We start from the raw sequence: 23,829 nt of genomic DNA on the forward strand, positions 1-23,829 counted from the left end.
CTCAGCCGTGCCGGATCCACTCGCGGTGGAAGCCCTCGACGTGACGGGTGACCCTGGTGGCGGCCAGGTCGCCGTCGCCCGCCCGGACGGCGCGCAGGATCGACCTGTGCTCGCGGCGCAGTCGCACGGCGGTGCGCGACCAGTCCGGAAGCGCCCGCACGGCGTCCAGCACGGTGCGGTGGATCGCGTCGCGCAGCGCCGCCATGATCGCGGTGTTCACCGCGTTGCCCGCCGCGGCGGTGAGGGCGACGTGGAAGTCGGCGTCGAGCTGGTGGAACGCGTCGGCGTCCAGGTCCGGCGCGTCCATGCGGGCCAGCAGGTCGGCGGCGCGGGCCAGGTCGGGGTGGTCGGGGTGGGCCGCGGCGGCGCGCACCGAGTGGCTCTCGATCATGACGCGGGTGCCGACGAGGTCGGCCATCGGCAGCCGGCGGGTGGCCAGGTGCAGGCGCAGGGCCGCGCCGAGCCCGCCGGCCGGGTCGGCGATGACGGTGGTGCCCGCGTCCGGTCCCGAGCCGACGCCGCTGCGCACCACGCCCATCGCCTGGAGCACGCGGATCGCCTCGCGCACGGTGGCGCGGCTGACGCCCAGGTCCTCGGCCAGCTTGCGCTCGGCGGGCAGGTGCTGCCCCACCCCGAGCCTGCCCGCGCTCAGCTCAGCCTCGACGTGCCGCAGCACCGCGCCGTACCCGGACACCGACGTCCACCTCCTGTGGTCCGACCACAGCCTGGTGTGGTCAGGCCACAGAGTCTAAACTCACCGCGGTGAGAGTCGCGCTGTTCGTCACGTGCCTGGTCGACGGCCTGTTCCCGGATGTCGGCAAGGCGACCGTCCGGCTGCTGGAACGGCTCGGTCACGAGGTGGTCGTGCCGTCCGCCCAGACGTGCTGCGGCCAGATGCACGTCAACACCGGCTACCCCGGCCAGGCGCTGCCGGTGATCCGCAACCACGTCCGGGCGTTCGAGGACGCCGACGTGATCGTGGCGCCGTCCGGGTCGTGCGCGGGGTCGGTGCGCCACCAGCACGCCCACGTCGCCCGCGAGCACGGCGACGCGAAGCTGGCCGAGGCCGCGGCGGACACGGCGAAGCGCACCTACGAGCTGTCGGAGTTCCTGGTGGACGTCCTCCGGGTCACCGACGTGGGCGCGTACTTCCCGCACCGCGTCACCTACCACCCCACGTGCCACTCGTTGCGCGTGCTGAAGGTGCAGGACCGGCCGTTGCGACTGCTGCGCGCGGTCGAGGGCATCGACCTGGTGGAGCTGCCGTCGGCCGAGACGTGCTGCGGGTTCGGCGGCACGTTCGCGCTGAAGAACTCCGACACCTCCACCGCGATGCTCGCGGACAAGATGAGCGCGGTGCTGAGCACCAAGGCCGGTGTGGTCACGGCGGGCGACTCGTCGTGCCTGATGCACATCGGCGGTGGCCTGAGCAGGCTGCGCAGCGGCGTCCGGCCGCTGCACCTGGCGCAGATCCTGGAGCACACGCGATGACGACGTTCCTGGGCATGCCCGCCGGCGGCGGGAACCTGACCGGCGAGCCGTTCCCCAAGGCGGCGCGCGAGGCCCTGGGCAACGCCCAGTTGCGCCGCAACCTCGCCAAGGCCACCACCACGATCCGGGCCAAGCGCGCGAACGTCGTGGGCGAGCTGCCCGACTGGGCGCAGCTGCGCGCGGCGGGCGCGGCGATCAAGGACGACGTGCTGGCCAACCTGGACGAGTACCTGGTCCGGTTCGAGGAGGCGTTGACCAGCCGCGGCACGCGGGTGCACTGGGCGCGGGACGCCGAGGAGGCGAACCGGATCGTCACCGACCTGGTGCGGGCGACCGGCACGCGCGAGGTCATCAAGGTCAAGTCGATGGCCACGGTCGAGATCGGGCTGAACGAGGCGCTGGCCGACATCGGCGTGCACGCGGTGGAGACCGACCTGGCCGAGCTGATCGTGCAGCTGGGCCACGACAAGTCGAGCCACATCCTGGTGCCCGCGATCCACCGCAACCGCACGGAGATCCGGGACATCTTCCGGCGCGAGATGCCGGGCGTGGACCCGGGGTTGACCGACGACCCGCGGGCGTTGGCCGAGGCGGCGCGCGAGCACCTGCGGCACAAGTTCATGACGGTGGACGTGGCGATCTCGGGCGCGAACTTCGGCGTGGCCGAGACGGGGTCGCTGGTGGTGGTCGAGTCCGAGGGCAACGGCCGGATGTGCCTGACGCTGCCGCGCACGCTGATCAGCGTGGTGGGCATCGAGAAGCTGGTGCCGCGGTGGCAGGACCTGGAGGTGTTCCTGCAACTGCTGCCGCGGTCGTCGACCGGTGAGCGGATGAACCCGTACACGTCGGTGTGGACCGGGCCGACCGAGGGGCAGACCAGCCACGTGGTGCTGGTGGACAACGGGCGGACGGCCACGCTCGCCGACCCGGACGGGCGGGCGGCGTTGCGCTGCATCCGCTGCTCGGCGTGCCTGAACTCGTGCCCGGTGTACGAGCGCACCGGCGGGCACGCGTACGGCTCGACGTACCCGGGCCCGATCGGCGCGGTGCTGTCGCCGCAGCTGACCGGGGTGGACCGCAACCCGACGCTGCCGTTCGCGTCGTCGTTGTGCGGTGTCTGCTACGACGTGTGCCCGGTGGCGATCGACATCCCGTCGATGCTGGTGCACCTGCGGGAGCGGGTGGTGTCGGCGAAGCGGACCACGCCGGAGTCGACCGCGATGCGGGCGCTGGCGTGGGCGATGTCGGACGCGCGGCGGTGGAGACGGCTGCTGCGGTTGGGGAGGTTCGGCCGGGTGGCGAGCCGGCACGTGCCGCTGCCGGGCTGGTCGACGGCGCGGGACCTGCCGCAGCCGCCGGTGGAGTCGTTCCGCGACTGGTGGGAGTCCCGTGATGAGCGCTCGTGACGAGGTTCTGGCGAGGGTGCGGCGGGCGAAGGGGCCGCGGGAGGTGCCTCCCGTGCCGCGCGAGTACCGGGCGGTGGGCACGCGGGGGCCCGGTGACCTGGAGCTGTTCGCCGAACGCCTGCGCGACTACCGGGCCCGGGTCCGGCTGGTGGCCGCCGACGAGGTGCCGGACGCCGTCGCCGCGGCCCTGGCCGAGCGGGGCGCGCGCCACGTCGTGACCGCGCCCGGCGTGCCACCCGAGTGGACCGCCACCTGGGCCGGCTCCGGGAGTGCCGCTGCCTCCACCGCCGGGTCTGACGCCGAGGCCGCTCCCGAAGCCGCTCGGGGCCCGGAATTGTCGGACCCCGCCGGTAGAATCGAATCAAGGGTTCCCCTTGGCGGGGACGCTCGCGGAGCGCTGCGCGGCATCGTCGAAGCCGCCGACGCGGTGGTCACGGCCTGTCACGTGGCGGTCGCGGAGACCGGGACGATCGTGCTCGACCACGACGCCGCCGACCAGGGGCCCCGGGCCCTCACCCTCGTGCCGGACTACCACCTCGTGGTGGTGCGGGCCGACCAGGTGGTGGCGGGCGTGCCGGACGCGGTGGCGGCGCTGGCCGGTGTGCGCACCCAGACGTGGATCAGCGGACCGTCCGCGACCAGCGACATCGAGCTGGAACGCGTCGAAGGCGTGCACGGGCCGCGCACCCTGGAGGTCGTCATCGCCCTCCGTAGCTGACGGAAAAAATGTGATCGACTTCTCACCCTTTGGGCGGATCCGCCCACGATCGCGTGATTCGCTAGGATCGGACTCCCGATCGAGAGGCGCTGCAACGGGTGATGAGCCCGCCACGCTCGGCCGGGCGAAGATCCCCAAGGGCGCCTCCCACCAAGGGAGGCTGCGTGTCGGAAAACGCCCTGCGAGAGCTGCTGGACCAGCGCGTCGCGGTGCTCGACGGCGCCTGGGGCACGATGCTCCAAGCCGCCGGCCTCACCCCGGCCGACTACCGCGGCGACCTGCTCGGCGACCACACGCACGACGTCACCGGCGACCCGGACCTGCTCAACCTCACCCGGCCGGACCTCGTCCTCGACGTCCACCGCAAGTACCTGGCCGCGGGCGCGGACATCACCACCACGAACACGTTCACCGCCACCTCCATCGCGCAGGCCGACTACGGCCTGGAGAAGCTGGTGCGCGACATGAACGTGCGCGGCGCGCAGCTCGCCCGCCAGGCCGCCGACGAGGCGGGCGGCCGGTTCGTCGCGGGCTCGGTCGGCCCGCTCAACGTCACCCTGTCGCTGTCGCCGCGGGTCGAGGACCCGGCGTACCGGACGGTGACGTTCGACCAGGTCAAGGACGCCTACGCGGAGCAGATCGGCGCGCTCGCCGAGGGCGGCGTCGACTTGCTGCTCATCGAGACGATCTTCGACACGCTCAACGCCAAGGCCGCCGTCGCCGCCGCCCGCGAGGTCGCGCCGCACCTGCCGCTGTGGATCTCGGTCACCATCGTGGACCTCAGCGGTCGCACGCTGTCCGGGCAGACGGTCGAGGCGTTCTGGAACTCCGTCGCGCACGCCGACCCGCTGGTGGTGGGCGTGAACTGCTCGCTGGGCGCGGCCGAGATGCGACCGCACGTCACCGAGCTGTCCCGGATCGCGGGCGCCTACACCGCGAGCCACCCGAACGCGGGCCTGCCCAACGCGTTCGGCGGCTACGACGAGACCCCCGAGCAGACCGCCGAGCTGCTGCGCGGTTTCGCCGAGGAGGGCGTGGTCAACATCGTCGGCGGCTGCTGCGGCACGACGCCCGACCACATCGCGCGGATCGCGGCGGCGGTCAAGGACATGGCGCCGCGACCGGTGGCGCAGGTGCCCGACCGCAGCCGGTTCAGCGGCTTGGAGCCGTTCGAGATCGGCGCGGACACCGGGTTCGTGATGATCGGCGAGCGCACCAACGTGACCGGGTCGGCGAAGTTCCGCCGGCTGATCGAGAGCGACAACTACCAGGCGGCGGTGGACGTCGCGCTGGAGCAGGTGCGCGGTGGCGCGAACCTGCTCGACGTGAACATGGACGCCGACCTGCTCGACAGCGAGCGGGCGATGACCACGTTCCTGAACCTGATCGCGACCGAGCCGGAGATCGCCCGCGTCCCGATCATGATCGACAGCTCGCGGTGGAGCGTGCTGGAGGCCGGGCTCAAGTGCGTGCAGGGCAAGGGCGTGGTCAACTCCATCAGCCTCAAGGAGGGTGAGGAGTCGTTCCTGGCCCAGGCCCGGCGCATCCGCGACTTCGGCGCGGGCGTGGTCGTGATGGCGTTCGACGAGCTGGGCCAGGCCGACACGGCCGAGCGCAAGGTCGAGATCTGCGGCCGGGCGTACGACCTGCTGACGCAGAAGGCCGACTTCCCGGCCGAGGACATCATCTTCGACCCGAACGTGCTGGCGGTTGCGACCGGCATCGCCGAGCACAACGGGTACGCCAAGGCGTTCCTGGACGCGATCCCGCTGATCAAGCAGCGCTGTCCGGGCGTGCGGATCAGCGGCGGCATCTCGAACCTGTCGTTCTCGTTCCGCGGCAACGACACCGTGCGCGAGGCGATGCACTCGTCGTTCCTGTACCACGCGGTGCAGCTGGGCCTGGACATGGGCATCGTCAACGCCGGTCAGCTCGCGGTCTACCAGGACATCCCGAAGGACCTGCTGGAGCTGGTCGAGGACGTGCTGTTCGACCGGCGGCCGGACGCCACGGACCGGCTGGTGTCGTTCGCCGAGACGGTGGCGAGCAAGGGCACCAAGCGGGTGGTCGACCTGGCGTGGCGCGAGGGCCCGGTGGCCAAGCGGCTGGAGCACGCGCTCGTGCACGGCATCGTGGACTTCATCATCGAGGACACCGAAGAGGCGCGGCTGGAGGCGGCACGTCCGCTGGACGTCATCGAGGGTCCGCTGATGGACGGCATGAAGGTCGTCGGCGACCTGTTCGGCGCGGGCAAGATGTTCCTGCCGCAGGTGGTGAAGAGCGCGCGGGTGATGAAGCGCGCGGTGGCGCACCTGGAGCCGTACATGGACGCGGAGAAGGAAGCCTCCGGTTCCACCCGCGGCAACGGCAAGGTCGTGCTGGCCACGGTGAAGGGCGACGTGCACGACATCGGCAAGAACATCGTCGGCGTGGTGCTGGGCTGCAACAACTACGACGTGGTCGACCTGGGCGTGATGGTGCCCGCGGCGAAGATCCTGGACACCGCGATCGCCGAGGGCGCGGACGCGATCGGCCTGTCCGGGCTGATCACGCCGTCGTTGGACGAGATGGTGTCGGTGGCGGCGGAGATGCAGCGGCGCGGGATGAAGCTGCCGCTGCTGATCGGCGGCGCGACGACGTCCCGGCAGCACACCGCGGTGCGGATCGCGCCGGTCTACGACCAGACCACGGTGCACGTGCTGGACGCGTCACGGGTGGCGGGCGTGGTGTCGGCGCTGCTGGACGAGGACCGGGCCGAGGAGCTGGCGCAGGACACGCGCGTCGAGCAGCAGCGGTTGCGCGAGGAGCACGAGAACCGGCAGAGCACGCCGCTGCTGACCGTCGAGCAGGCGCGGGCGAACGCGGAGACGGTGTCGTTCGACGAGCTGCCGACGCCCGCGTTCACCGGGCTGCGCGTGGTGGAGCCGTCGCTGGCGGAGCTGCGCGAGATGATCGACTGGACGTTCTTCTTCCTGGCCTGGGAGCTCAAGGGCAAGTACCCCAAGATCCTGAAGACGAACCCGGCCGCGCAGGAGCTGTTCGACGACGCGAACGCGATGCTGGACCGGATCATCGAGGACGGCTCGCTGCACGCGAAGGGCGTGTACGGGTTCTGGCCCGCGCACTCCGAGGGCGACGACATCGTGGTGGACGGGCGGCGGCTGCCGATGCTGCGCCAGCAGACGGCCAAGCCGCAGAGCAGGCCGAACCGGTGCCTGGCCGACTACGTCGCACCCGAGGGCGACCACCTGGGCGGGTTCGCGGTGGCGATCCACGGCGCCGAGGAGCTGTCGGCGCGGTACGAGCGGGAGCAGGACGACTACAAGTCGATCATGGTGAAGGCGTTGGCGGACCGGTTGGCCGAGGCGTTCGCCGAGCACATCCACCTCCAGGCGCGGCGGGACTGGTTCGAGCCGGACGCCGACCCGGCGCTGGAGGACCTGCACGCCGAGCGGTTCCGCGGCATCCGGCCCGCGTTCGGCTACCCGGCGAGCCCCGACCACAGCGAGAAGCAGGACCTGTTCTCGATGCTGGAGGCGGAGCAGGTGGGGCTGGCGCTGACCGACTCGTTCGCGATGACGCCGGCGGCGGCCGTGAGCGGCGTGATCTTCGCCCACCCGGAGGCGCGCTACTTCACGGTGGGCCGCATCGGCCGTGACCAGGTGGAGGACTACGCGGCACGGCGGGGCATGCCGGTCGCCGAGGTCGAGCGCTGGCTGCGCCCGAACCTGGCCTACGAGCCCGAGGTCTGATCGGCGACGGATCGGCTGCGGGGCGGCATGGGACGCTTGACCTGTGGATGAAGCGATCGCCACTGCCCTTGCCCACCTCCAGCCGCTGTCGCACGCGCAGCTGCGCGGAGTCGTCACAGCCTTGGCAGCGGCCAAGCCATGGCTGTTGTCGGGAGTAGCGCAGCGCGAGGACTTGGACGCGGAGCTGCGTGCGCACCTTCTCCGACAAGCGCCGCCGCACATGGCGGTGCGGCTCCTGGAGCAGTGGCCGGCGGCGACCGATCTGGTGGGCGCCGTGAGGGAGGCTCACGGCGCGCTGCCGGACCTCGTCGCGTACTGCGGCAGCCACGACTGGCATGATCTCGCCGCGGCGCTCGCTCGCGACCTCGAATGGCGTGACGTCCCACGCGCGGCAGGCTCCTGGCCGGAAACGGCCGCCGGGGCGATGCCCACGTCGGTGCGCATCGCCCTGATCGAGGCGGCCCTGACCGAGCGGGATCCGCGGCCTGCCCTCGCGTCGATGACCGAATGGGAGCAGCGCGAGGTCCTGCAACGCTTGAACTCGGAGCGCAAGTCACGCGCGGAAGTCGCGTGGTCGTTGCTCGAGCAGCACGAAGAACTGTGGGTCCCGCTCGCACGCGCGGCCGAGCACACCACGCAGATCCGCCGGATCCTGCTCACAGCCCCGGCAGACCTGAGCGACGAGGTGCTGCTCGCCTGCCTGCCCGAAGTGCTCGGCGACCACTTGCGCGGCGACGAGCACATGGCCGGGTTCCGGCTCTGGGACGCCGCTGCCCACGTACGCCGTCGGCCGCGGCTCCGCGAGCTGGCCGCCGCGGAGATCCAGGAGCTGGTGCACGAGGTGGTCGCTGACGGCTGGACGGTCGAGGACCGCTACAGCGGACCCGATTGGAGCGGGATCACCGCTCTCGCCGACCTGTCGGACGACGTCGAGCTGCTCAAGGCCGCAGTCGACGCGGTCAAGGCCGCTCAACCCTCGAAGTACCACCGGCGAGACCGCGAACGTCTCACGAAGTGGTCCCAGGACCGGTCATCAGCCGTGGTCGCTCTGGCCGCGAACCGCCACGTGCCGCACGTCTGGTTGATCGATCTGCTTCCCGGGCTGGACGAGCACGCCTTGCTCACGCTGGGCGACGCCGGCCATGGCGGACTCAGCCGCGCCGCTCAAGAACACCTCACCCGGCTGCGCGCGCAGAACGAGGCCGAGCTGCCGAAGATCGTGCCGGTGCCGGACGACGACGTGCTGGCGGTGCTCGACGACCCGGCGGCGGAACTGCGGGCGCACCTGAAGCACCTGAAGGGTCGCGCGGCCCAGCGGGACGCGACGATCGACGGACTGCTGAGTTCCCGTCACACCACGGCCGAAATCCTGCGGGCCCTCCCCGCCGCGCGGGTCCTCGCCAGCGCGGAGCAAGCAGCGCGGGTCGCCGGAGTCCTGGCCGAGGTGTGCGGCGAGCAGGAAGAGCTCTGGCGCTCGCTGCCCGCCCACTTCGACCCTCCACCTGCCCGGAACGTGACTTTCGGCGCGTTCCTCGACCGGCTGGTGCAGGGACCGGAACGCCGGCTGCCGGTGTGAACCAGGCGGAACTGCCGCTGAGGGTCCTCGCGGTCGGGCCGACCTGCGAGGACCTCCTCGGCTGTCTGTCGAGCCGGCAGGGTCCGAAGTCGCGGCGGGGAGAGGTGGGTCAGGCCGCGGAACGGTCGGCGGGCGGGCGGCGGCGCAGGGCGGGTTGCTGGATGGCGGGCGTGCGGTAGTCCATGTCGAGGGCGCCGACGCCGGTGCCCGGTGGCACGATGGCGTCGATCCGGTCGAGGACGGTGTCGTCCAGGACGGTGTCCGCGCCCGCCAGCAGGTCGTCCAGGTGGTCCGCGGTGCGCGGGCCGATGATCGCGGACGTGACGCCGGGGTGGGCGATCACGAAGGCCATGGCCAGGTGGGTCAGGGACAGCCCGGCTTCCTCGGCGACGGGGACGAGCTGCTCGACCACGTCGAGGCGGCGTTCGTCGGTCATGTGCCGGAAGCGGGCGCGGCGGCTCTCGGTGCCCGTGCCCTTGCGGAAGCGGCCGGTGAGCAGGCCCTGCGCGAGCGGGCTCCAGACCAGCGTGCCCATGCCGTAGCGCTCGCAGACGGGCAGCACCTCGTTCTCGATCCGGCGGTCGAGGATCGAGTAGGGCGGCTGTTCGGTGCGGAACCGCGCCAGGCCGCGGCGTTCGGCGACCCACTGCGCCTCCACGATGTCGGAGGCGGGGAACGTGGAGGTGCCGATGGCGCGGACCTTGCCGGCGCGGATGAGGTCGGTGAGGGCCGACAGCGTCTCCTCCACGTCGGTGTCCGGCGCGGGCCGGTGGATCTGGTAGAGGTCGACGTGGTCGGTTCCCAGGCGGCGCAGGGAGTCGTCCAGGGCGCGGACCAGCCAGCGCCGCGAGTTGCCCCGCCGGTTGGGGTCCTCGCCCATCGGCAGGTGCGCCTTGGTGGCCAGCACGACGTCGTCGCGGCGGCCCTTGAGGGCCTTGCCGACGATCTCCTCGGACTCGCCGTGGGAGTAGACGTCCGCCGTGTCCACGAAGTTGACGCCCGCGTCCAGCGCCTTGTGGATGATGCGGACGGAGTCGTCGTGGTCGGGGTTGCCCACGGCGCCGAACATCATGGCGCCCAGGCAGTACGGGCTGACCTTGATGCCGGTGCGGCCCAGCGTGCGGTACTTCATGGATCTCCTCGGGACGATCGGTGCGGCGCGTTAGACTCGCAACCGGAACAACGTTCGACTTCGACGATACGGAACAGTGTTCCGCTTAGCAAGGAGGTGTCGTGGACGTGCCCGGCAAGCGGGTGCGCGCGGACGCGCAGCGCAACGTCGACGCCCTGCTCACGGCCGCCGCCGAGGTGTTCGCCACCTCGGGCGTGGACGCGCCGGTCCGGCAGATCACGGCCAAGGCGGGACTGGGCGCGGGCACGCTCTACCGCCACTTCCCGCAGCGCTCGGACCTGATCGCCGCGGTCTACCGCCACGAGGTCGACGCCTGCGCCGACGCCGCGCCCGCCCTGGCCGCCGAGCACGACCCGCTCGAAGCGCTGACCCGGTGGCTGTGGCGCTTCACGGGCTTCATCGGCACGAAGCACGGGCTCAGCGACGCACTGCACTCCGGTGACCCGGCCTACGCGGGCCTGCCCGGCTACTTCCAGCAGCGCTTCGTGCCCGTGCTCCGCGACCTGCTCGACCGTGCGGCGGACGCCGGCGAGATCCGCGCCGACGTCGACCCGTACGACCTGCTGCGCGCCACCGCCAACCTGACCCGGCCGACGCGGGACGACGGCGGCTACACGCGCCGGATGGTCGGGCTGCTCATCGACGGCCTCCGGTACGGCGCCCGGACGTGATCCCCGGCGGCGCGCCGATCACCGGGTGCCCGGCGCTCGGGTCGACGGACCAGAACGGGCAGTCGGGATGACGCTACCCCGCCGGGTCATCGTCACCCCGCGGCCGTCGTGGGGCGCGGACCCGAGCCCGTGAAGCCGTTTTACCTCGTCACGAGCGCACGTGCCTCCGCCCACCGCGTGTTGAGGTCGTCGAACACGTCCTGCTTGGACTTCCCGCTCACGCCGCGCGCCGCGTCCACCAGGGCCTGCCGGTAGGTCTGGTCGTACAGGCCGATCTCGGCCGCCGAGTCGATCTTGGTGACCTCGGCGTCCTTGGCGTGGTCGAGCTCGAAGTACCTGACGCCCGCGGCGGTGAAGTCCTCCAGCGTGGCCGGGTCGGGGCCGCCCACCAGCGGTGACACGCCACCCTCGGCCTCGGCGTAGCCCGAGCTGTCGGCGAACCAGTCCAGCCACGCCCGCGCGGCCCGCTTGTTCTTCGAGTGCACGCTGATGGCGTTCTTGTAGTCGCCCGCGATGACGGAGTGGAAGGCGCTGTCCACCTGCACCGGGAACGGCAGGTAGCCGATGACCTCCGGGTCCGGCGCGGCGGTGCGCAGCTGGGTGATCGCCCACGAGCCGAGCATCATCGTGGCGATCTCCCCCGTTCCGATCATGGCCTTGGACTTCTCCCAGTCCGTCTCCCCCCGGGTCGTCCTCCACCAGGCCGCCCGCGACCGCGTCGAACAGCAGCGAGTCGACCACGTGGTGCGGCTTGCCCGGCGCCCACGGCGCGTCGTCGGCCGCCATCAGGCTGGACGTCTGCGGGTCGGCGGTGACGGAGCTGCGCGCGTCCTCCCATTGCGCGAGCGGCCACCCGTTGCGGTAGTTCGTGTAGAGCGGAACCGCTTCAGTTCGGTCGCGGATGCGGCGCAATGCGTCGAGGAACGCGGCGGGTGTTTTCGGGGGCGTGGTGATACCCGCGTCGGCCCACACGCGTTTGTTGTAGAGGAACCGGACGCGTTGCCGGTGATGGCGAGCCCGTACACCTCGTCCCGGTACGCGCGTTCGGTGACGAACCGGTACTCGGCGGACAGCCGCGACACCGGGCCCAACGGCTCGAAGTAGCGCGGGAGCTGGTCGGTGGCCAGCGCGTTGGGGATGAGCAGCACGTCGCCGTAGCTCTTCGTGGTCATCCGGATCTTCATCTCGCCCTCGTAGTCGGTCACCCCCTCCACGGTGACCTCGACATCCGGGTACTGCTCGGCGACGGCCACGCTCGGGGCGATGACGGCGACCGCCGCCGCGAACCGCTCCTCGAATGCGGTGCGCGAGCGAATCGAGCGCCGGTGGGCGAACGACCGGCGAAAGGTGTCGCGAGCGGTATCGAGAATTGATTAACCGGTAAAGCTGCCGGCCTGGTGATTTGATGAAGAAAGCCCCGCCGCCCGGATCGGGCAGCGGGGCTCCCGCGTGGTCGGCGACCTCAGACGGCGACCGGCTCCCGCTCTTCGACCGGCCGCTGGGCCTTGCGCGCCTGTCGGCGCTCCTTGCGGCCCTCGACCATCGAGTACAGCGTCGGCACCAGCACCAGGGTGAGCAGCGTGGAGCTGATCAGGCCGCCGATCACCACGATCGCCAGCGGCTTGCCGATGAACGCGCCCTCGCCGGTGATGCCGAGCGCCATCGGCAGCAGCGCGAAGATCGTGGCCGCGGCGGTCATCAGGATCGGCCGCAACCGCCGCCGACCGCCCTCGACCACCGCCTCGCGCACCGGCATCCCGTCCCGCCGGTACTGGTTGACCAGGTCGATCAGCACGATCGCGTTGGTCACCACGATGCCGACGAGCATCAGCATGCCGATCAGCGCGGGCAGGCCGAGCGGGGTGCCGGTGAGCAGCAGCAGGCCGATCGCGCCGGTCGCCGCGAACGGGATCGACACCAGCAGGATCAGCGGCTGCACCAGGCTGCGGAACGTCGCCACCATGATCAGGAACACGATCGCGATGGCGGCGAGCATGGCCAGGCCCAGGTCGGCGAACGTCTCGGCCTGGTCGGCGCTGACGCCGCCGATGCTGTGCGTCGCGCCGGCCGGCAGGTCCACCGCGTCCAACCGGGACGTCAGGTCGGCCGTGACCGCGCCGAGGTCGGACCCGGTGGCCTTGGCCGACACGGTGGCGCTGCGCGCGCCGTCGGTGCGCCGCACCTGCACCGGACCGTCCACCACGGCCACCTCGGCGACCTGGCCGAGCGTGACGCCACCCGGCAGCGGCAACGCGCGCAACGCGGCCACGTCGGCCGGCGCGGTGCCCGTGCGCAGCAGGACCTGCTGCGAGCTGCCGTCGATCGGGAGCTGGGCCACCGGCACGCCGCGCAGCGCCTGGGCCGCGAACTGGCCGATCGCCTGGCCGCTGAGCCCGCGCGCCGCCGCCGCGGCCTGGTTCACCGTCACCTGCACGCGCGGCGCGCTGACGGACAGGTCGTTGGTGACCTCGCCGACGCCCGGCGTGCCCGAGACGGCCTGCTGCACGCGGTCGGCCGCGTCCCGCAGCGCCTTCTCGTCGGGCGCGGTGACGAGCACGTCGATGGTGTCCGAGCCGAAACCGGACGCCGCCGCGCCGAACTTCACCTCGCCCGCGCCGGGCGTGTTCTCCAGCTGCTCGGTCAGCCGGTCCTGCAACGCCTCCAGGTCCGTGCCCTCGCGCACGGTGGCGCGCACGCTGGTGTCGCCGTCACCGCCGAAGCCGAACGCGGCCAGGCTGTTGTCCGTGCCGACGGTGACCTGGTAGGTCTCCACCTCGTCGGTACCGGCGAGCACGCCTTCGAGCTTGCGGGCCGCCTCGTCCCGGGCGGCGAGGCTGGTGCCGGGCGGCAGCTCCTGCGTGCCCTGCAACGCCGTGCCGCCCGCGTTGTCGATGAAGTTGGTCTGCAGCGAGCCGGCCAGGCCGAGCGTGCCTCCGAAGATCAGCACCGCGATCAGCAACGTCACCCAGCGGCGCGTGGTGGCGAACTTCAGCACGGGCACGTAAGCGCGCTGCAACGGGCTGCGCTTCTCCTTCTCCAGCGCCGCTTCCCGCGCCTTCGCGGCCTCCTCCGGGTCGGTCGGCACGGCCGGCCGCTTGAGGAACCAGAACGCCAGCACCGGCACGATCGTCAGCGACACCAGCAGGGACGCCAGCAGCGCCACGGTGACCGTGATGGAGAACGGCCCGAACAGCTCGCCCGCGATGCCGCCGACGAACGCGATCGGCAGGAACACCGCGACCGTGGTCAACGTGGACGCGGTCACCGCGCCCGCCACCTCGCGCGTGCCGTCGAGGATCGCGCGCTGCTTCTCCTCGCCGTAGCCGAGGTGGCGCTCGATGTTCTCCAGCACCACGATCGAGTCGTCCACCACCCGGCCGACCGCGATCGTCAGCGCGCCGAGGGTGAGCAGGTTCAACGACAGGTCGCCGGTGTAGAGCGCGATCAGCGCGACCACCACCGACAGCGGGATCGACACCGCCGTGACCAGCGTGGACCGCACCGACAGCAGGAACAGCAGGATCACGACCACCGCGAACAGCAGGCCGAGCAGGCCCTCGGTGGTCAGGCCGCTGATCGCCTTCTCCACCTGCGGGCCCTGGTCGAACGCGACGGTGAGCGTGGAGTCCGCCGCCTCGCCCCACTCGCCGAGCTTCTCGCGCACGTGCTGCGAGATCTCCACCGCGTTGCCGTCGCCGGTCATGGTGACGCTGACGCCCAACGTGGGCTCGCCGTTGGTGCGGGTCAGCACGGTCGCCGCCGCGGGCGCGGACTCGACCTCGGCCACGTCGCCGAGCTTCACCGGGCCGCCGGGCGAGGCGAGCACCAGGTTGCGCACGTCGTCCACGGTGGCGACGGGGCTGCCGACCTGCACGGTCAGCGACTTGTCCGCGTCCGGGACGGTGCCCGCGGGCATGACCGCGCCCGCCGAGGCCAGGGCCCCGGTGAGGGCCTGCGGGTCGACCCGGGCCGCGCCGAGGCGGGCGTAGTCGACGGTGACGGTGACCTGCCGGTCCCGCTCACCGCTGACCGAGGCTTCCCGCACGCCGGGGATGGCCTCCAGCTCGGGCACGACCTCGGCGCGCAGCCGGGCCGCCGCCGCGATGTCGTCGTCACCGGACGTGGCGGCGAGCGCGATCACCGGGATGTCGTCGGTGCTGCCCTGCGCGACGGTCGGCTCGACGCCCTGCGGCAGGCGGGGCTGGAGCCGGTTCACCGCCTGCTGCATCTGCGCGACCGCGGCGTCGATGTCGGTGCCGTAGGTGAACATCACCTGCACCGTCGCGGAGCTCTCGGCGGAGCGGGTGAACACCTGCTCGACGCCGTCGACGCCGCGCACGGCCGACTGGATGGGCTCGGCCACCTGGCTGTCCACCAGGTCCGGCGACGCGCCGGGGAACGGCGCGATGACCACCGCGGCGGGCAACTCGATGGACGGGAAGAGCTGCTGCTTGATCGCGGGCAGCGAGAACACGCCGAAACCGATCACGAGCAGGCTGAGCAGCCCGACGAGACTTCGGTTGGCCAGGCTCAGACGAGCCAGCACGGACATCGTGGGAATCTCCTTGGTGGGCGGACCTGCCTGCGCGTCGCTGCGCGAGGGGCCGCGGGCGGATGTGCGAACCGTGGCACACCGCACCTGAGAACGGGCTCAGACATGGGGTGATTCCACATCGGCCGGCACCGCCCTGACCTGGGCGAACGTCATCACCGGCACGGTCGGGCGGTGCCGGTGATCTTCATCACCACGGGTCGCGGGCGGTCAGCCGGTCCGCTCGGCGTGCCGCCGGCCGGTGTGGCGCAGCCAGAGCAGGCCGAGCACGGGCAGCACGAGCGGGATGAAGCCGTAGCCGCCGCCGAAGTCCGACCACACCGTGGCGTCCGGGAACGCGTCGGCGAACACCAGGCTCGCCGCGCCGACCACGACCACCCCGGCCAGCTCCACGCCGCACGCCAGGTAGGCGACCCGCCGCGACACCACGCCGGCCAGGGCCGCCGTGGCCACGACGTACACGACCGCCGCGAACGCCGACAGCACGTAGGCCAGCGGCGCCTGCCCGAACCGGGTGCCGATCTGCACCGCCGACCGGGCCGTGGCGGCGACGGCGAAGATCCCGTACACCGCGATGAGCATCCGGCCGGGACCGGACCGGGTCGTCTCCGCGAGCCCGTCACGCCGCTCAGCCATGCGCGACCCAGAGCTGGTCGAGCCGCAGCACCATCACCGGCACGCTCAGGCACGCGACGGCCAGCACACCGGCGCCCCACCGCGAGCGGTCGCCCAGCGCCCAGAACGCGCCGACCGGCAGCACCGCGATCGACGCCACCAGGTAGCCGAAGAACGTGGGCAGGTCGACCTGGCCCCGGTCGGCGCCGAGCACGCGGACCGCGGCCACCACCGCCTGCACGAGCAGCCCGGCTTCCAGCAGCACGACCACCGCGGCCAGGCCGAGGGTGGGCTTGGTGGCGAGCGTGATGGGCCGGTCGGTGACGACGAGCACCAGCGACCACAGGGCCGCGACGAGCGCCACGACCGTCAACGCGGTCGCGAGGACTTGGATCATGTCGGGCTTCCCGGTCGGAACGGACTCACGGCCGCAACCTACCCGGCGTCACGACAGCGCCAGCTTGAAGCCCTCGTGCGACTGGGCGAAGCCGAGGCGGCGGTAGAAGCGGTGCGCGTCCGCCCGGCTCTTGTCCGACGTGAACTGGACCACGGCGCAGCCCCGCGCCTCCGCCTCGCCGATCGCCCACCGCACCAGCTGCTCCCCCAACCCCTGCCCGCGAGCCGAGGACGCGACCCGCACACCCTCGATCTGCGCCCGTGCCGCGCCCCGGCGCGACAGCCCGCGCAACACCGTGAGCTGGAGCGTGCCGACCACCTCACCGTCCCGCTCCGCCACCGCCAGCACCTCGTGCCCGGCCCCGTCGACCGCCTCGAACGCTTGCAGGTACGGGGCCAGGTCGTCCGGCGACTCGCGCGAGGCCCCCAGCTCGTCGTCGGCGAGCAGGGCGACGATCGCGGGCACGTCGTCGACGGTGGCGCGGCGGATGATCACGGGCACTGTCCTTTCCGGTGGCTGGTCGCCCCACCCCATCACACGTGCCGACGTCGTGGTCGCCCTCCGCCGGCAACAGGTCCGCGCGCGAACCCGGGCCTCGGTCGGTGAGTCCGAAGTGGACGGGTGGTCAGCGCGCCCCCACGCCGTGCAGCAGGGTGTCGACCACCCGCTGCGCCAGCGCGTCCGGTTCCAGGCCGCCGTCCGGCCCGTGCACCGCCTCGCCGATCAACGCGTAGAAGACGCGGCGGACCCAGTCGAGGTCGGCCGAGGCGTCGAGGAGGCCGTCCTCCCGGGCCCGGCGCAGCAGCGCCAGGCAGCGGTCGTCGACCCGGCGCCTGCCCTCGGCGGCGGGCGAGCCGGCGTCGGTGAAGACGACGCCCATCGCGAACGGCCACCCGATCTTGACCCGCAGCACGCTCGCGGTGATCTGGTGCAGCGCGACCAGCGGCGGCGCGGTCTCCGGCCGGCCCGCGTCCATCACCTCGTCCAACTGGCGCACCACGTCCGCCGCCATCGCCTCCACCAGCGCCTGCCGGTTGGCGAACCGCCGGTGCACGGTGGTGCGCGCGACGCCGGCCGCCTCGGCGATCTGCTCCATGGACGCGCCGGGGTTGACCGACAGCACCCGCTCGGCGGCTTCGAGGATCGTCCGCACGCTGCGCTCGGCATCGGCCCGCAACGGTCGCGTGGCTCCCAAGGTGGCTCCTTTCGCCACACCGATGGTACAGCTAAGCCGCTAACCGCAACACCGGTGTTGCATTTAGCGCGTCAACTGTGCCTAAGATGTCTCACATAATCCGCAGCCAAGCCGATGGAGACGCCATGACCCACCGCCCCACCGCCCTCGTCACCGGCGCGTCCGCCGGCCTCGGCGTCGAGTTCGCCACCCGGCTCGCCGCCCGCGGCCACGACCTCGTCCTCGTCGCCCGCTCCGCCGACCGCCTGCACGCCCTCGCCGACCGCCTGCGCCACGACCACGGGGTGGAGGTCGACGTCGTGGCGCAGGACCTGTCCGCGCCCGACGCGGTCGACTCGGTCGTGTCACGGCTGCGCGGCCCCGTCCACACGCTGGTGAACAACGCGGGCTTCGGCACCGCCGGCCGGTTCGAGGACATCCCCGCGGGCCACGACCAGGAGCAACTGATGGTCAACGTGGTGTCGCTCGTCGGCCTCACCCGCGCGCTCGTGCCGGGCATGCTGGCGGCCGGTTCCGGCGCCGTGGTCAACGTCGGCTCGACCGCCGGGTTCCAGCCCTCGCCGTACTTCGCCACCTACAGCGCGGGCAAGACGTTCGTGCTGAACTTCAGCCTCGCGCTGCGCCGCGAGTACCGGGGCCGGGGCATCAAGGTGCTCGCCCTGTGCCCCGGCCCGACCGAGACCAGCTTCTTCGACCGGGTCACCCCGCGCGCCGCGATCGGCGGCCGGATGATGAGCGCCGAGGCGGTCGTGCGCGCGGCCCTCGACGGGCTGGACCGCGACCGCGCCTACGTCACGCCGGGCCTGGGCAACGCGCTGAGCGCCCACCTCGTCCCGCGCCGCCCGCGCCGGATGGTGGCCGCGATCGCCGAACGCGTGACGCGGACCGTGCTCCAGCCCTGACCCTCACGCGCCGCCGGACAGGGTCAGGTCGCCGATCACCACGGTCGTGCGCGGCGCCGCCACCGCGTCCGCGACCCGGGCCACCACCTCGTCGAACACCGGGTCGTCGTAGTAGTAGCTGTGCCCGCGCAACGGCGATGCGACCATGTCCGGGTCGGGGTCGAGGAACTCGGGGTCGCGCAGCCGCACGTCGTTGCCGCACCGCACGCCCCACAGCTTCGAGCCGGCGTGCACCCGCTCCTCCGCCGTCTCCGGCCACACCTGCACCGGCCCGCCCAACGGGTCGGTCGACCGGTGCACGTTCCACCACCGGTCGCCGAGCTCCTCGTGCAGGCCGGCCAGCTCGGCGTGGCCCAGGTAGTGCGGGAACAGCCGCGAGTACGCCCATTGCAACTGCGAGCCGTAGGTGACCAGGCCGACCCGCCGCAACGCCGCGACCGCGTCCACCTGCCTGATGTACCGCTCACCGTCGGCCGGGTCGGGCCGCTCGGCCTCGCGGCGCAGCAACGACAGCGCGGCGAAGCACACCACGCTGCCCTGGCTGTGCCCGGACAGCACGACCGCGCCCACGTCGTGGTGCCCGGCCAACCGGACCGCGCGGGAGGTCAGCTCGATGGTGGCGCGACCGCCGTAGGGCGGCGGGCAGATCGGGTGCGCCAGCCGGGGCCAGAACGCCACCAGGTCCCACACGATCCCGACCGCCGTGCGCATCTTCGGGCTCTGCCAGGTCCGCACGCCCAGCAACAACAAGACCAGCACCACACCGGACACCACCAGGCTGCCCAACGCGCCGAGTTCCCGCGCCGGGACCGTCGACAGCCAGTCGGCCAACCCCGCCGGCGGCGCGGCCCGCCACTCCGGGTGCGCGAGCCGGGCCAGCGCGAGCCCACCACTCGCCGCCACCAGCACGCCCCCCAGCGACGCCAGCGCACCCAGCAGCCAGTGGTACCGGTACTTCGCCGCCGCCACCCGCTGCGTGAGCGCCACCTTCCCGATCCCCGGCCGATCCGGACGCCCCGGGTAGTCCGCCACCACCCCGTCGCGAACCGCCACCCCGATCGCGTGTCGCACACAGGAAACCGCGCCTACCGCGTACAAGACGCCGGCGACCACCACCGCCCCCCAGAACCCCCACCCCTCGTGCGTCCACCGCAACACCACCGCCACCACGGCCACCACCGACCCGGCCGCGAACACCACCGCGCTGGACACCTGCCGCACCATCGCCGCCACGACCGGCGCCAGGAGCAGCGGGAACGCGATCGCCAGCACACCCCACAACCCCGCGCCCACCAGGTAGCTCGTGCTCAGCACCAACCCGGCCCGCCCCACCTCCGGCACCGGCTCCCCGACCCAGTCCACCACCCGGTACGCCAACCCACCGCTGAACCCGACCGCCAACGTCGTCGCCACCGCCGCGATCACCACCGCCGCGTACCCGTGCCACAACGGCCGGAACCTCTTGTCCGCCACCATCAACTCGACCCCGCGCGCGGAGTGCCGCATCCGCGCGCACGCACCGAGCAGCACCACCAACAACACCATCGCCAACGCCGACAGCACGTTCGTCACCGCCTCGAACCCGGCCAGCGGCGTCACCGCGCCCGTCGCCCCGGTCGGCACCCGCCACAGGAACGCCGTCGCCAACCCCGCCGCCAGCAGCAGGTACCCCACCGACGCCCACTTCAGCGCCCGCGAGTTCACCTCCCGCCGATCCGGCGACATCACCACGCACCCCACCGCCCACGCCAACACCAGCGCACCCAGCCCGACCACCGTCCACGACAGCACGTCCGACGGCCGATCCGGCTGCGCCGTCCGCAACGCCCCCGCGTACAGCACCCCCACCACCGCACACGCCGCCGCCACGTGCGCGTCACGCAACACCGGCGTCCGCGGCGACGTGTGCCAGAACGCGTAGTCCCCCAGGCTGCCCGTACGCGTCTCCCACACGTGATGGGTGCCCTTGGGCTCGTACAGGAACGTCTGGCGCCCGAACCACCACAACACGGTGACGACCAACCCCGGCGGGACCACGCCCACCAACAGCATCGCCCCGAACGGCCACCCCTCGAAGAACCCCAGGTGCTCCACCCGGCACGCCGCCGTGCCCGCGCACTGCCTCACCAGCAGCTCCAACGACACGTACGCCGTCGCCGTCACCAACATGCACGTCAGCACCAGCGCCAGCAGCCGCAACACCGCCTCCGCGAACCGCCCGGCCCCCAACAACGTGTACCGGGCCAGGTTCAGGATCGCGAACGGGATCAGCACCAACCACAACGCCCGACTGGCCCCACCGGACGTGAACCGCCCCCAGTGGAACGCCTCCACCACCCGCTCCCGCCCACTGCCCACCGCCCGCACCGGCTTGCCGGCGCGCAGGAACCGGGCCACGTCGTCCCCGGCGACCGGCGTGGGGAATGGATCACCGAGCATCGCTTCCGGCGGCGTGCCGGACACTCCGTGCACCCGCAGTTCGACGACGTCCTCGGGACGCATGCGATCACCTGCCGTAGGTAGGCCGTGACGTGTTACCTACCGGATCGCCCACCCCCAGCCACCCGTTTCGCCAAAACTGCCCCCTATCGGGCCTCACCTCACCGCTCTTCTCACGAGCAGGGCTTCGTGTCATCCCGCCGGCCTGGCGCAGCCCTACCGCACCTGTCAAGGGGGGCGAAGTCCACTGCGGGCTAGGACGCCCACTGATGTCGCCCCCCTTGACGCGTGTGGTAGCCCTTCGGGAGGTCGGTGGGATGGCGCGAAACCCGACCCACCACGCAACCGGAACATCCCAGGGCAGTTGGGGTCATCCTGCTGATCTGCCCGTCCGGCGAGGACTCTTTTGATCTTTCACCCTCTCCTTTGATCTTTCACCCTCTCCGCCCGGGGGGGGGGGGGGCGGCTGACGGATCGCGGTCGGCCCTGGTGAGAACATCGTGCGCACGCCACGCCCGTCGCCGATCGCGAACGGGTGCGCCCACGGCCACGACCCGAAAGGCTGACCACGGTGACCAAACCCGCCCGCCGCGACCCGAGCAAGCTCGTCGACGCCTCCGGCTTCCGGGAGTTCGTCCAGCACGGCTGGGGTCCGGCCGACCGCGCCGCCCGCGTCACGCCCGGCGCCGCGCGGGCCGCCGCCGCGCACCGCGACCGGCTCAGCGCCGCGCTGCCCGGAGCACGCATCGCGGTGGCCGCGGGCTGGGCGCCGGTCAGGTCCAACGACACCGACTACGGCTTCCGCCCCGACAGCGATTTCTCCTGGTTGACGGGCTGCGCCGCGGAGGGCGCGGTGCTGGTGATGCACCCGGTGGCCGGCGGGCACGACGCCGAGCTGTTCCTGCGCCCGCCCGCCGGGCCGGACGAACCGGACTTCTTCGCCAACGCCCGGGACGGCGAGCTGTGGATCGGGCCGGTGCCCGGTCTGGCCGAGTGGGCCGACGCGCTGGGCGTGCACTGCCGCCCGCTGCACGAACTCCCGTCCGCGCTGCGCGGCCGGCTGCCCGCCGTGCACGCGACCTCGGGCGTCGACCCGCTGCTGGACGCGCTCGCGGGCGCCGACCACACCGCCGAGCTGCGCACCGTGCTGGCCGAGCTGCGCCGCATCAAGGACGACTGGGAGGTCGGCCAGCTCCAGGCCGCCGTGGACGCCACGATCCTCGGGTTCGCCGACGTCGCCGCCGAGTTGCAGGTCGCCGTCAAGGGTGGCGGGGAGCGGTGGTTGCAGGGGACGTTCGACCGGCGGGCCCGCACCGCCGGCAACGGGCCGGGGTACGCCTCGATCGTGGCCGCCGGGCCGCACGCGCCGGTGCTGCACTGGGTCCGCAACGACGGCCCCGTGCCCGAGGACGCCGTGCTGCTGCTGGACGCGGGCGTGGAGCTGGACACGCTCTACACCGCCGACATCACCCGCACCCTGCCCGTGTCCGGCGCGTTCAGCCCGGCGCAGCGGCAGGTGCACGAGCTGATCGAGCGCGCCTCGACGGCGGCCCTCGCGGTCGTGCGGCCGGGCGCGGCGTACCGGGACTTCCACCAGGAGGCCATGCGGGTGCTCGCCGAGGGCCTGCACGACTGGGGCCTGCTGCCGGTGTCGGTCGAGGAGTCGCTGGACCCGGACGGCCAGCACCACCGCCGCTACATCACGTGCGGTGTCGGGCACTTCCTCGGGCTGGACGTGCACGACTGCGCCAACTCCCGCTCCACCGCCTACCACGAGGGCACGCTGGAGGTCGGCATGGCGCTGGCCGTGGAGCCGGGCCTGTACTTCCACCCGAACGACGAGACCGTGCCGCCGGAGCTGCGGGGCATCGGCGTGCGGCTGGAGGAGAACGTCGTGGTGACCGAGGACGGCAACCGCGTGCTGTCGTCGGCGCTGCCCCACGACGCGGCGGGCCTGGAAGCCTGGGTCGCGGCGGCCGGCCGCTAGCCGCACGCCACCCGGTTCTCCCGCAGCAGGGCGGCGCACCAGTGGAAGTGGCCGTCGCTGCCGTCCGGCGAGAACAGGTCGTAGGTGGTGAGGGCGTAGACGGCCTGGTAGAGCGCGAGGAGCTCGGCCGGGTGGCCGAGCTCCTCGGCGAACAGGTCGGTGAGGGTGGCGGCGTGGTGCCCGGCGTGCGGTCCGTACATGTCCCAGACGGCGGCGGTGACGGCGGCCTCGAACGCGGGGTCGCCGGCGGTGGTGAAGAAGCCGAAGTCGAGCACGGCGGTGGGGCGGCCGGTGTCGTCCACGTGGACGTTGGGCGGGACGAGGTCCCCGTGGACGGCGGTGACCGGCCGGTCGGGCAGGGCCGTGAGGGCGGCGACGACCCGTGCCACCGCGGCGGCGAGGTCCGGGACGTGGGCGGCGAGCACGTCGGCGTGACGGCGGACGGCACGCCGGACCAGGGCGGCGAGCGCGTCGGGGAAGCGCTGGTGGCCCCGCCAGAGCGGGCGGTCGTCGCCCTGGACGGTGAGGCCGCGCATGGCCTCGGTGCCCGGGACGGTGGCGAGGGCGCGCAGGACCGTCAGCAGCGCGGCGGTCTCGGCCGCGGGCAGCTCGCGTTCGGCGGCGGTGGTCGCGGGCCCGGCGCGGAAGGGTGATCCGGTCAGCTCCCGCTCGTAGGTGACCAGGACACCGTCGTGGACCTCGGTGTCGAGGACCTCCGGCGTGGCGAAGGGCAGCGGGTGGCGGGCGATGTCCGCGCAGACCCGGCGCAGGAGGTCGAGGTCGGCCGGCGGCCGGCCGCTCCAGACCTTGGCGACGAGACCTTCGCCCAGGCCGTAGACGGCCCCCTCGACGCCGGCCCCGAGGGGACGCGGGTCGCGGTGGCCACGGCGGGCGAAGTGCGCGAGCCACTCGTCGGTGTGGCGTCGGCGGTAGTCGACCATGGTGGCAGTACACCCGCCCCACCCACCGGGTCGGCCACCGGGTCGACGTCCCGGG

18 protein-coding genes and 1 pseudogene are annotated in these 23,829 nt (G+C 72.6%); 8 read left to right on the forward strand and 11 right to left on the reverse strand.

The features are described from left to right. Position 1: 1 nt before the first annotated feature. Entirely contained in the window at positions 2–694 is a 693-nt protein-coding gene (locus tag ACIQMJ_RS11775) for a FadR/GntR family transcriptional regulator (protein ID WP_499760917.1), read from the reverse strand. A 68-nt stretch (positions 695–762) separates the two neighbouring features. On the opposite strand from ACIQMJ_RS11775, the gene ACIQMJ_RS11780 reads away from it, so the two are divergent. The 5 genes from ACIQMJ_RS11780 to ACIQMJ_RS11800 all read left to right on the forward strand — a co-directional run bounded on the left by ACIQMJ_RS11780 (position 763) and on the right by ACIQMJ_RS11800 (position 8,943). Continuing rightward, positions 763–1,491, forward strand: coding sequence for a (Fe-S)-binding protein (locus ACIQMJ_RS11780; protein WP_499760918.1), 729 nt, complete (start codon positions 763–765; stop codon positions 1,489–1,491). Next, positions 1,488–2,897 (forward strand): LutB/LldF family L-lactate oxidation iron-sulfur protein, encoded by a 1,410-nt coding sequence (locus tag ACIQMJ_RS11785; protein WP_499760919.1) that lies wholly within the window; start codon positions 1,488–1,490, stop codon positions 2,895–2,897. Before ACIQMJ_RS11780 ends, ACIQMJ_RS11785 begins: the two co-directional genes overlap by 4 nt. Then, positions 2,881–3,615, forward strand: a complete 735-nt coding sequence (locus ACIQMJ_RS11790) for a LutC/YkgG family protein (RefSeq protein WP_499760920.1) — start codon at positions 2,881–2,883, stop codon at positions 3,613–3,615. Before ACIQMJ_RS11785 ends, ACIQMJ_RS11790 begins: the two co-directional genes overlap by 17 nt. Positions 3,616–3,779: 164 nt before the next feature. Beyond that, positions 3,780–7,367, forward strand: coding sequence for a methionine synthase (gene metH, locus ACIQMJ_RS11795; protein ID WP_499760921.1), 3,588 nt, complete (start codon positions 3,780–3,782; stop codon positions 7,365–7,367). Positions 7,368–7,410: 43 nt separating this feature from the next. Then, complete coding sequence (locus ACIQMJ_RS11800; RefSeq protein ID WP_499760922.1) at positions 7,411–8,943, forward strand: hypothetical protein; 1,533 nt, start codon at positions 7,411–7,413, stop codon at positions 8,941–8,943. Positions 8,944–9,052: 109 nt separating this feature from the next. Here ACIQMJ_RS11800 and ACIQMJ_RS11805 read toward each other — a convergent pair whose 3' ends face one another. Beyond that, entirely contained in the window at positions 9,053–10,075 is a 1,023-nt protein-coding gene (locus tag ACIQMJ_RS11805; protein WP_499760923.1) for an aldo/keto reductase, read from the reverse strand. A 101-nt stretch (positions 10,076–10,176) separates the two neighbouring features. On the opposite strand from ACIQMJ_RS11805, the gene ACIQMJ_RS11810 reads away from it, so the two are divergent. Continuing rightward, positions 10,177–10,746: a TetR/AcrR family transcriptional regulator gene (locus ACIQMJ_RS11810; protein ID WP_499760924.1), complete on the forward strand. Its 570-nt coding sequence runs from the start codon at positions 10,177–10,179 to the stop codon at positions 10,744–10,746. A 140-nt stretch (positions 10,747–10,886) separates the two neighbouring features. On the opposite strand, the pseudogene ACIQMJ_RS11815 reads toward ACIQMJ_RS11810, so the two are convergent. The 7 genes and pseudogenes from ACIQMJ_RS11815 to ACIQMJ_RS11845 form a co-directional block, all read right to left on the reverse strand. Beyond that, positions 10,887–11,417, reverse strand: a pseudogene (locus tag ACIQMJ_RS11815) (hypothetical protein); the annotation flags it as partial. A 114-nt stretch (positions 11,418–11,531) separates the two neighbouring features. Next, complete coding sequence (locus ACIQMJ_RS11820; RefSeq protein WP_499760925.1) at positions 11,532–11,999, reverse strand: hypothetical protein; 468 nt, start codon at positions 11,997–11,999, stop codon at positions 11,532–11,534. A 209-nt stretch (positions 12,000–12,208) separates the two neighbouring features. Continuing rightward, the gene (locus tag ACIQMJ_RS11825) at positions 12,209–15,298 is read right to left on the reverse strand and encodes an efflux RND transporter permease subunit (protein ID WP_499760926.1); all 3,090 of its coding nucleotides are present in this window, start codon (positions 15,296–15,298) and stop codon (positions 12,209–12,211) included. Between the two features lie 210 nt (positions 15,299–15,508). Further along, positions 15,509–15,934, reverse strand: a complete 426-nt coding sequence (locus ACIQMJ_RS11830; protein WP_499760927.1) for a hypothetical protein — start codon at positions 15,932–15,934, stop codon at positions 15,509–15,511. Next, complete coding sequence (locus ACIQMJ_RS11835; RefSeq protein WP_499760928.1) at positions 15,927–16,310, reverse strand: hypothetical protein; 384 nt, start codon at positions 16,308–16,310, stop codon at positions 15,927–15,929. Before ACIQMJ_RS11835 ends, ACIQMJ_RS11830 begins: the two co-directional genes overlap by 8 nt. Before the next feature lie 48 nt (positions 16,311–16,358). Beyond that, on the reverse strand, positions 16,359–16,805 hold the full coding sequence (locus ACIQMJ_RS11840; RefSeq protein ID WP_499760929.1) for a GNAT family N-acetyltransferase: 447 nt from the start codon (positions 16,803–16,805) through the stop codon (positions 16,359–16,361). Between the two features lie 130 nt (positions 16,806–16,935). Then, complete coding sequence (locus ACIQMJ_RS11845) at positions 16,936–17,505, reverse strand: TetR/AcrR family transcriptional regulator (protein ID WP_499760930.1); 570 nt, start codon at positions 17,503–17,505, stop codon at positions 16,936–16,938. 125 nt (positions 17,506–17,630) lie between these two features. Between ACIQMJ_RS11845 and ACIQMJ_RS11850 the strand changes: the two genes are divergently transcribed. Beyond that, positions 17,631–18,407 (forward strand): SDR family NAD(P)-dependent oxidoreductase, encoded by a 777-nt coding sequence (locus tag ACIQMJ_RS11850; RefSeq protein WP_499760931.1) that lies wholly within the window; start codon positions 17,631–17,633, stop codon positions 18,405–18,407. A 3-nt stretch (positions 18,408–18,410) separates the two neighbouring features. On the opposite strand, the gene ACIQMJ_RS11855 is transcribed toward ACIQMJ_RS11850, so the two are convergent. Further along, on the reverse strand, positions 18,411–20,909 hold the full coding sequence (locus tag ACIQMJ_RS11855) for a hypothetical protein (protein ID WP_499760932.1): 2,499 nt from the start codon (positions 20,907–20,909) through the stop codon (positions 18,411–18,413). 508 nt (positions 20,910–21,417) lie between these two features. Here ACIQMJ_RS11855 and ACIQMJ_RS11860 point away from each other — a divergent pair. Beyond that, positions 21,418–22,833, forward strand: a complete 1,416-nt coding sequence (locus ACIQMJ_RS11860) for an aminopeptidase P family protein (protein ID WP_499760933.1) — start codon at positions 21,418–21,420, stop codon at positions 22,831–22,833. Here ACIQMJ_RS11860 and ACIQMJ_RS11865 read toward each other — a convergent pair. Continuing rightward, positions 22,830–23,774 (reverse strand): phosphotransferase family protein, encoded by a 945-nt coding sequence (locus tag ACIQMJ_RS11865; protein WP_499760934.1) that lies wholly within the window; start codon positions 23,772–23,774, stop codon positions 22,830–22,832. The two genes, ACIQMJ_RS11860 and ACIQMJ_RS11865, sit on opposite strands and share 4 nt — an antisense overlap. Positions 23,775–23,829: the final 55 nt, after the last annotated feature.

Source organism: Actinosynnema sp. NPDC091369 (assembly GCF_044757065.1).
Lineage (GTDB): Bacteria > Actinomycetota > Actinomycetes > Mycobacteriales > Pseudonocardiaceae > Actinosynnema.

Coding starts and splice junctions, on each gene's coding strand:
- ACIQMJ_RS11785 (WP_499760919.1), top strand. CDS start 1,488: ATGACGACGTTCCTGGGCATGCCCGCCGGCGGCGGGAACCTGACCGGC.
- ACIQMJ_RS11805 (WP_499760923.1), bottom strand. CDS start 10,075: ATGAAGTACCGCACGCTGGGCCGCACCGGCATCAAGGTCAGCCCGTAC.
- ACIQMJ_RS11825 (WP_499760926.1), bottom strand. CDS start 15,298: ATGTCCGTGCTGGCTCGTCTGAGCCTGGCCAACCGAAGTCTCGTCGGG.
- ACIQMJ_RS11830 (WP_499760927.1), bottom strand. CDS start 15,934: ATGGCTGAGCGGCGTGACGGGCTCGCGGAGACGACCCGGTCCGGTCCC.
- ACIQMJ_RS11835 (WP_499760928.1), bottom strand. CDS start 16,310: ATGATCCAAGTCCTCGCGACCGCGTTGACGGTCGTGGCGCTCGTCGCG.
- ACIQMJ_RS11850 (WP_499760931.1), top strand. CDS start 17,631: ATGACCCACCGCCCCACCGCCCTCGTCACCGGCGCGTCCGCCGGCCTC.
- ACIQMJ_RS11855 (WP_499760932.1), bottom strand. CDS start 20,909: ATGCGTCCCGAGGACGTCGTCGAACTGCGGGTGCACGGAGTGTCCGGC.
- ACIQMJ_RS11865 (WP_499760934.1), bottom strand. CDS start 23,774: ATGGTCGACTACCGCCGACGCCACACCGACGAGTGGCTCGCGCACTTC.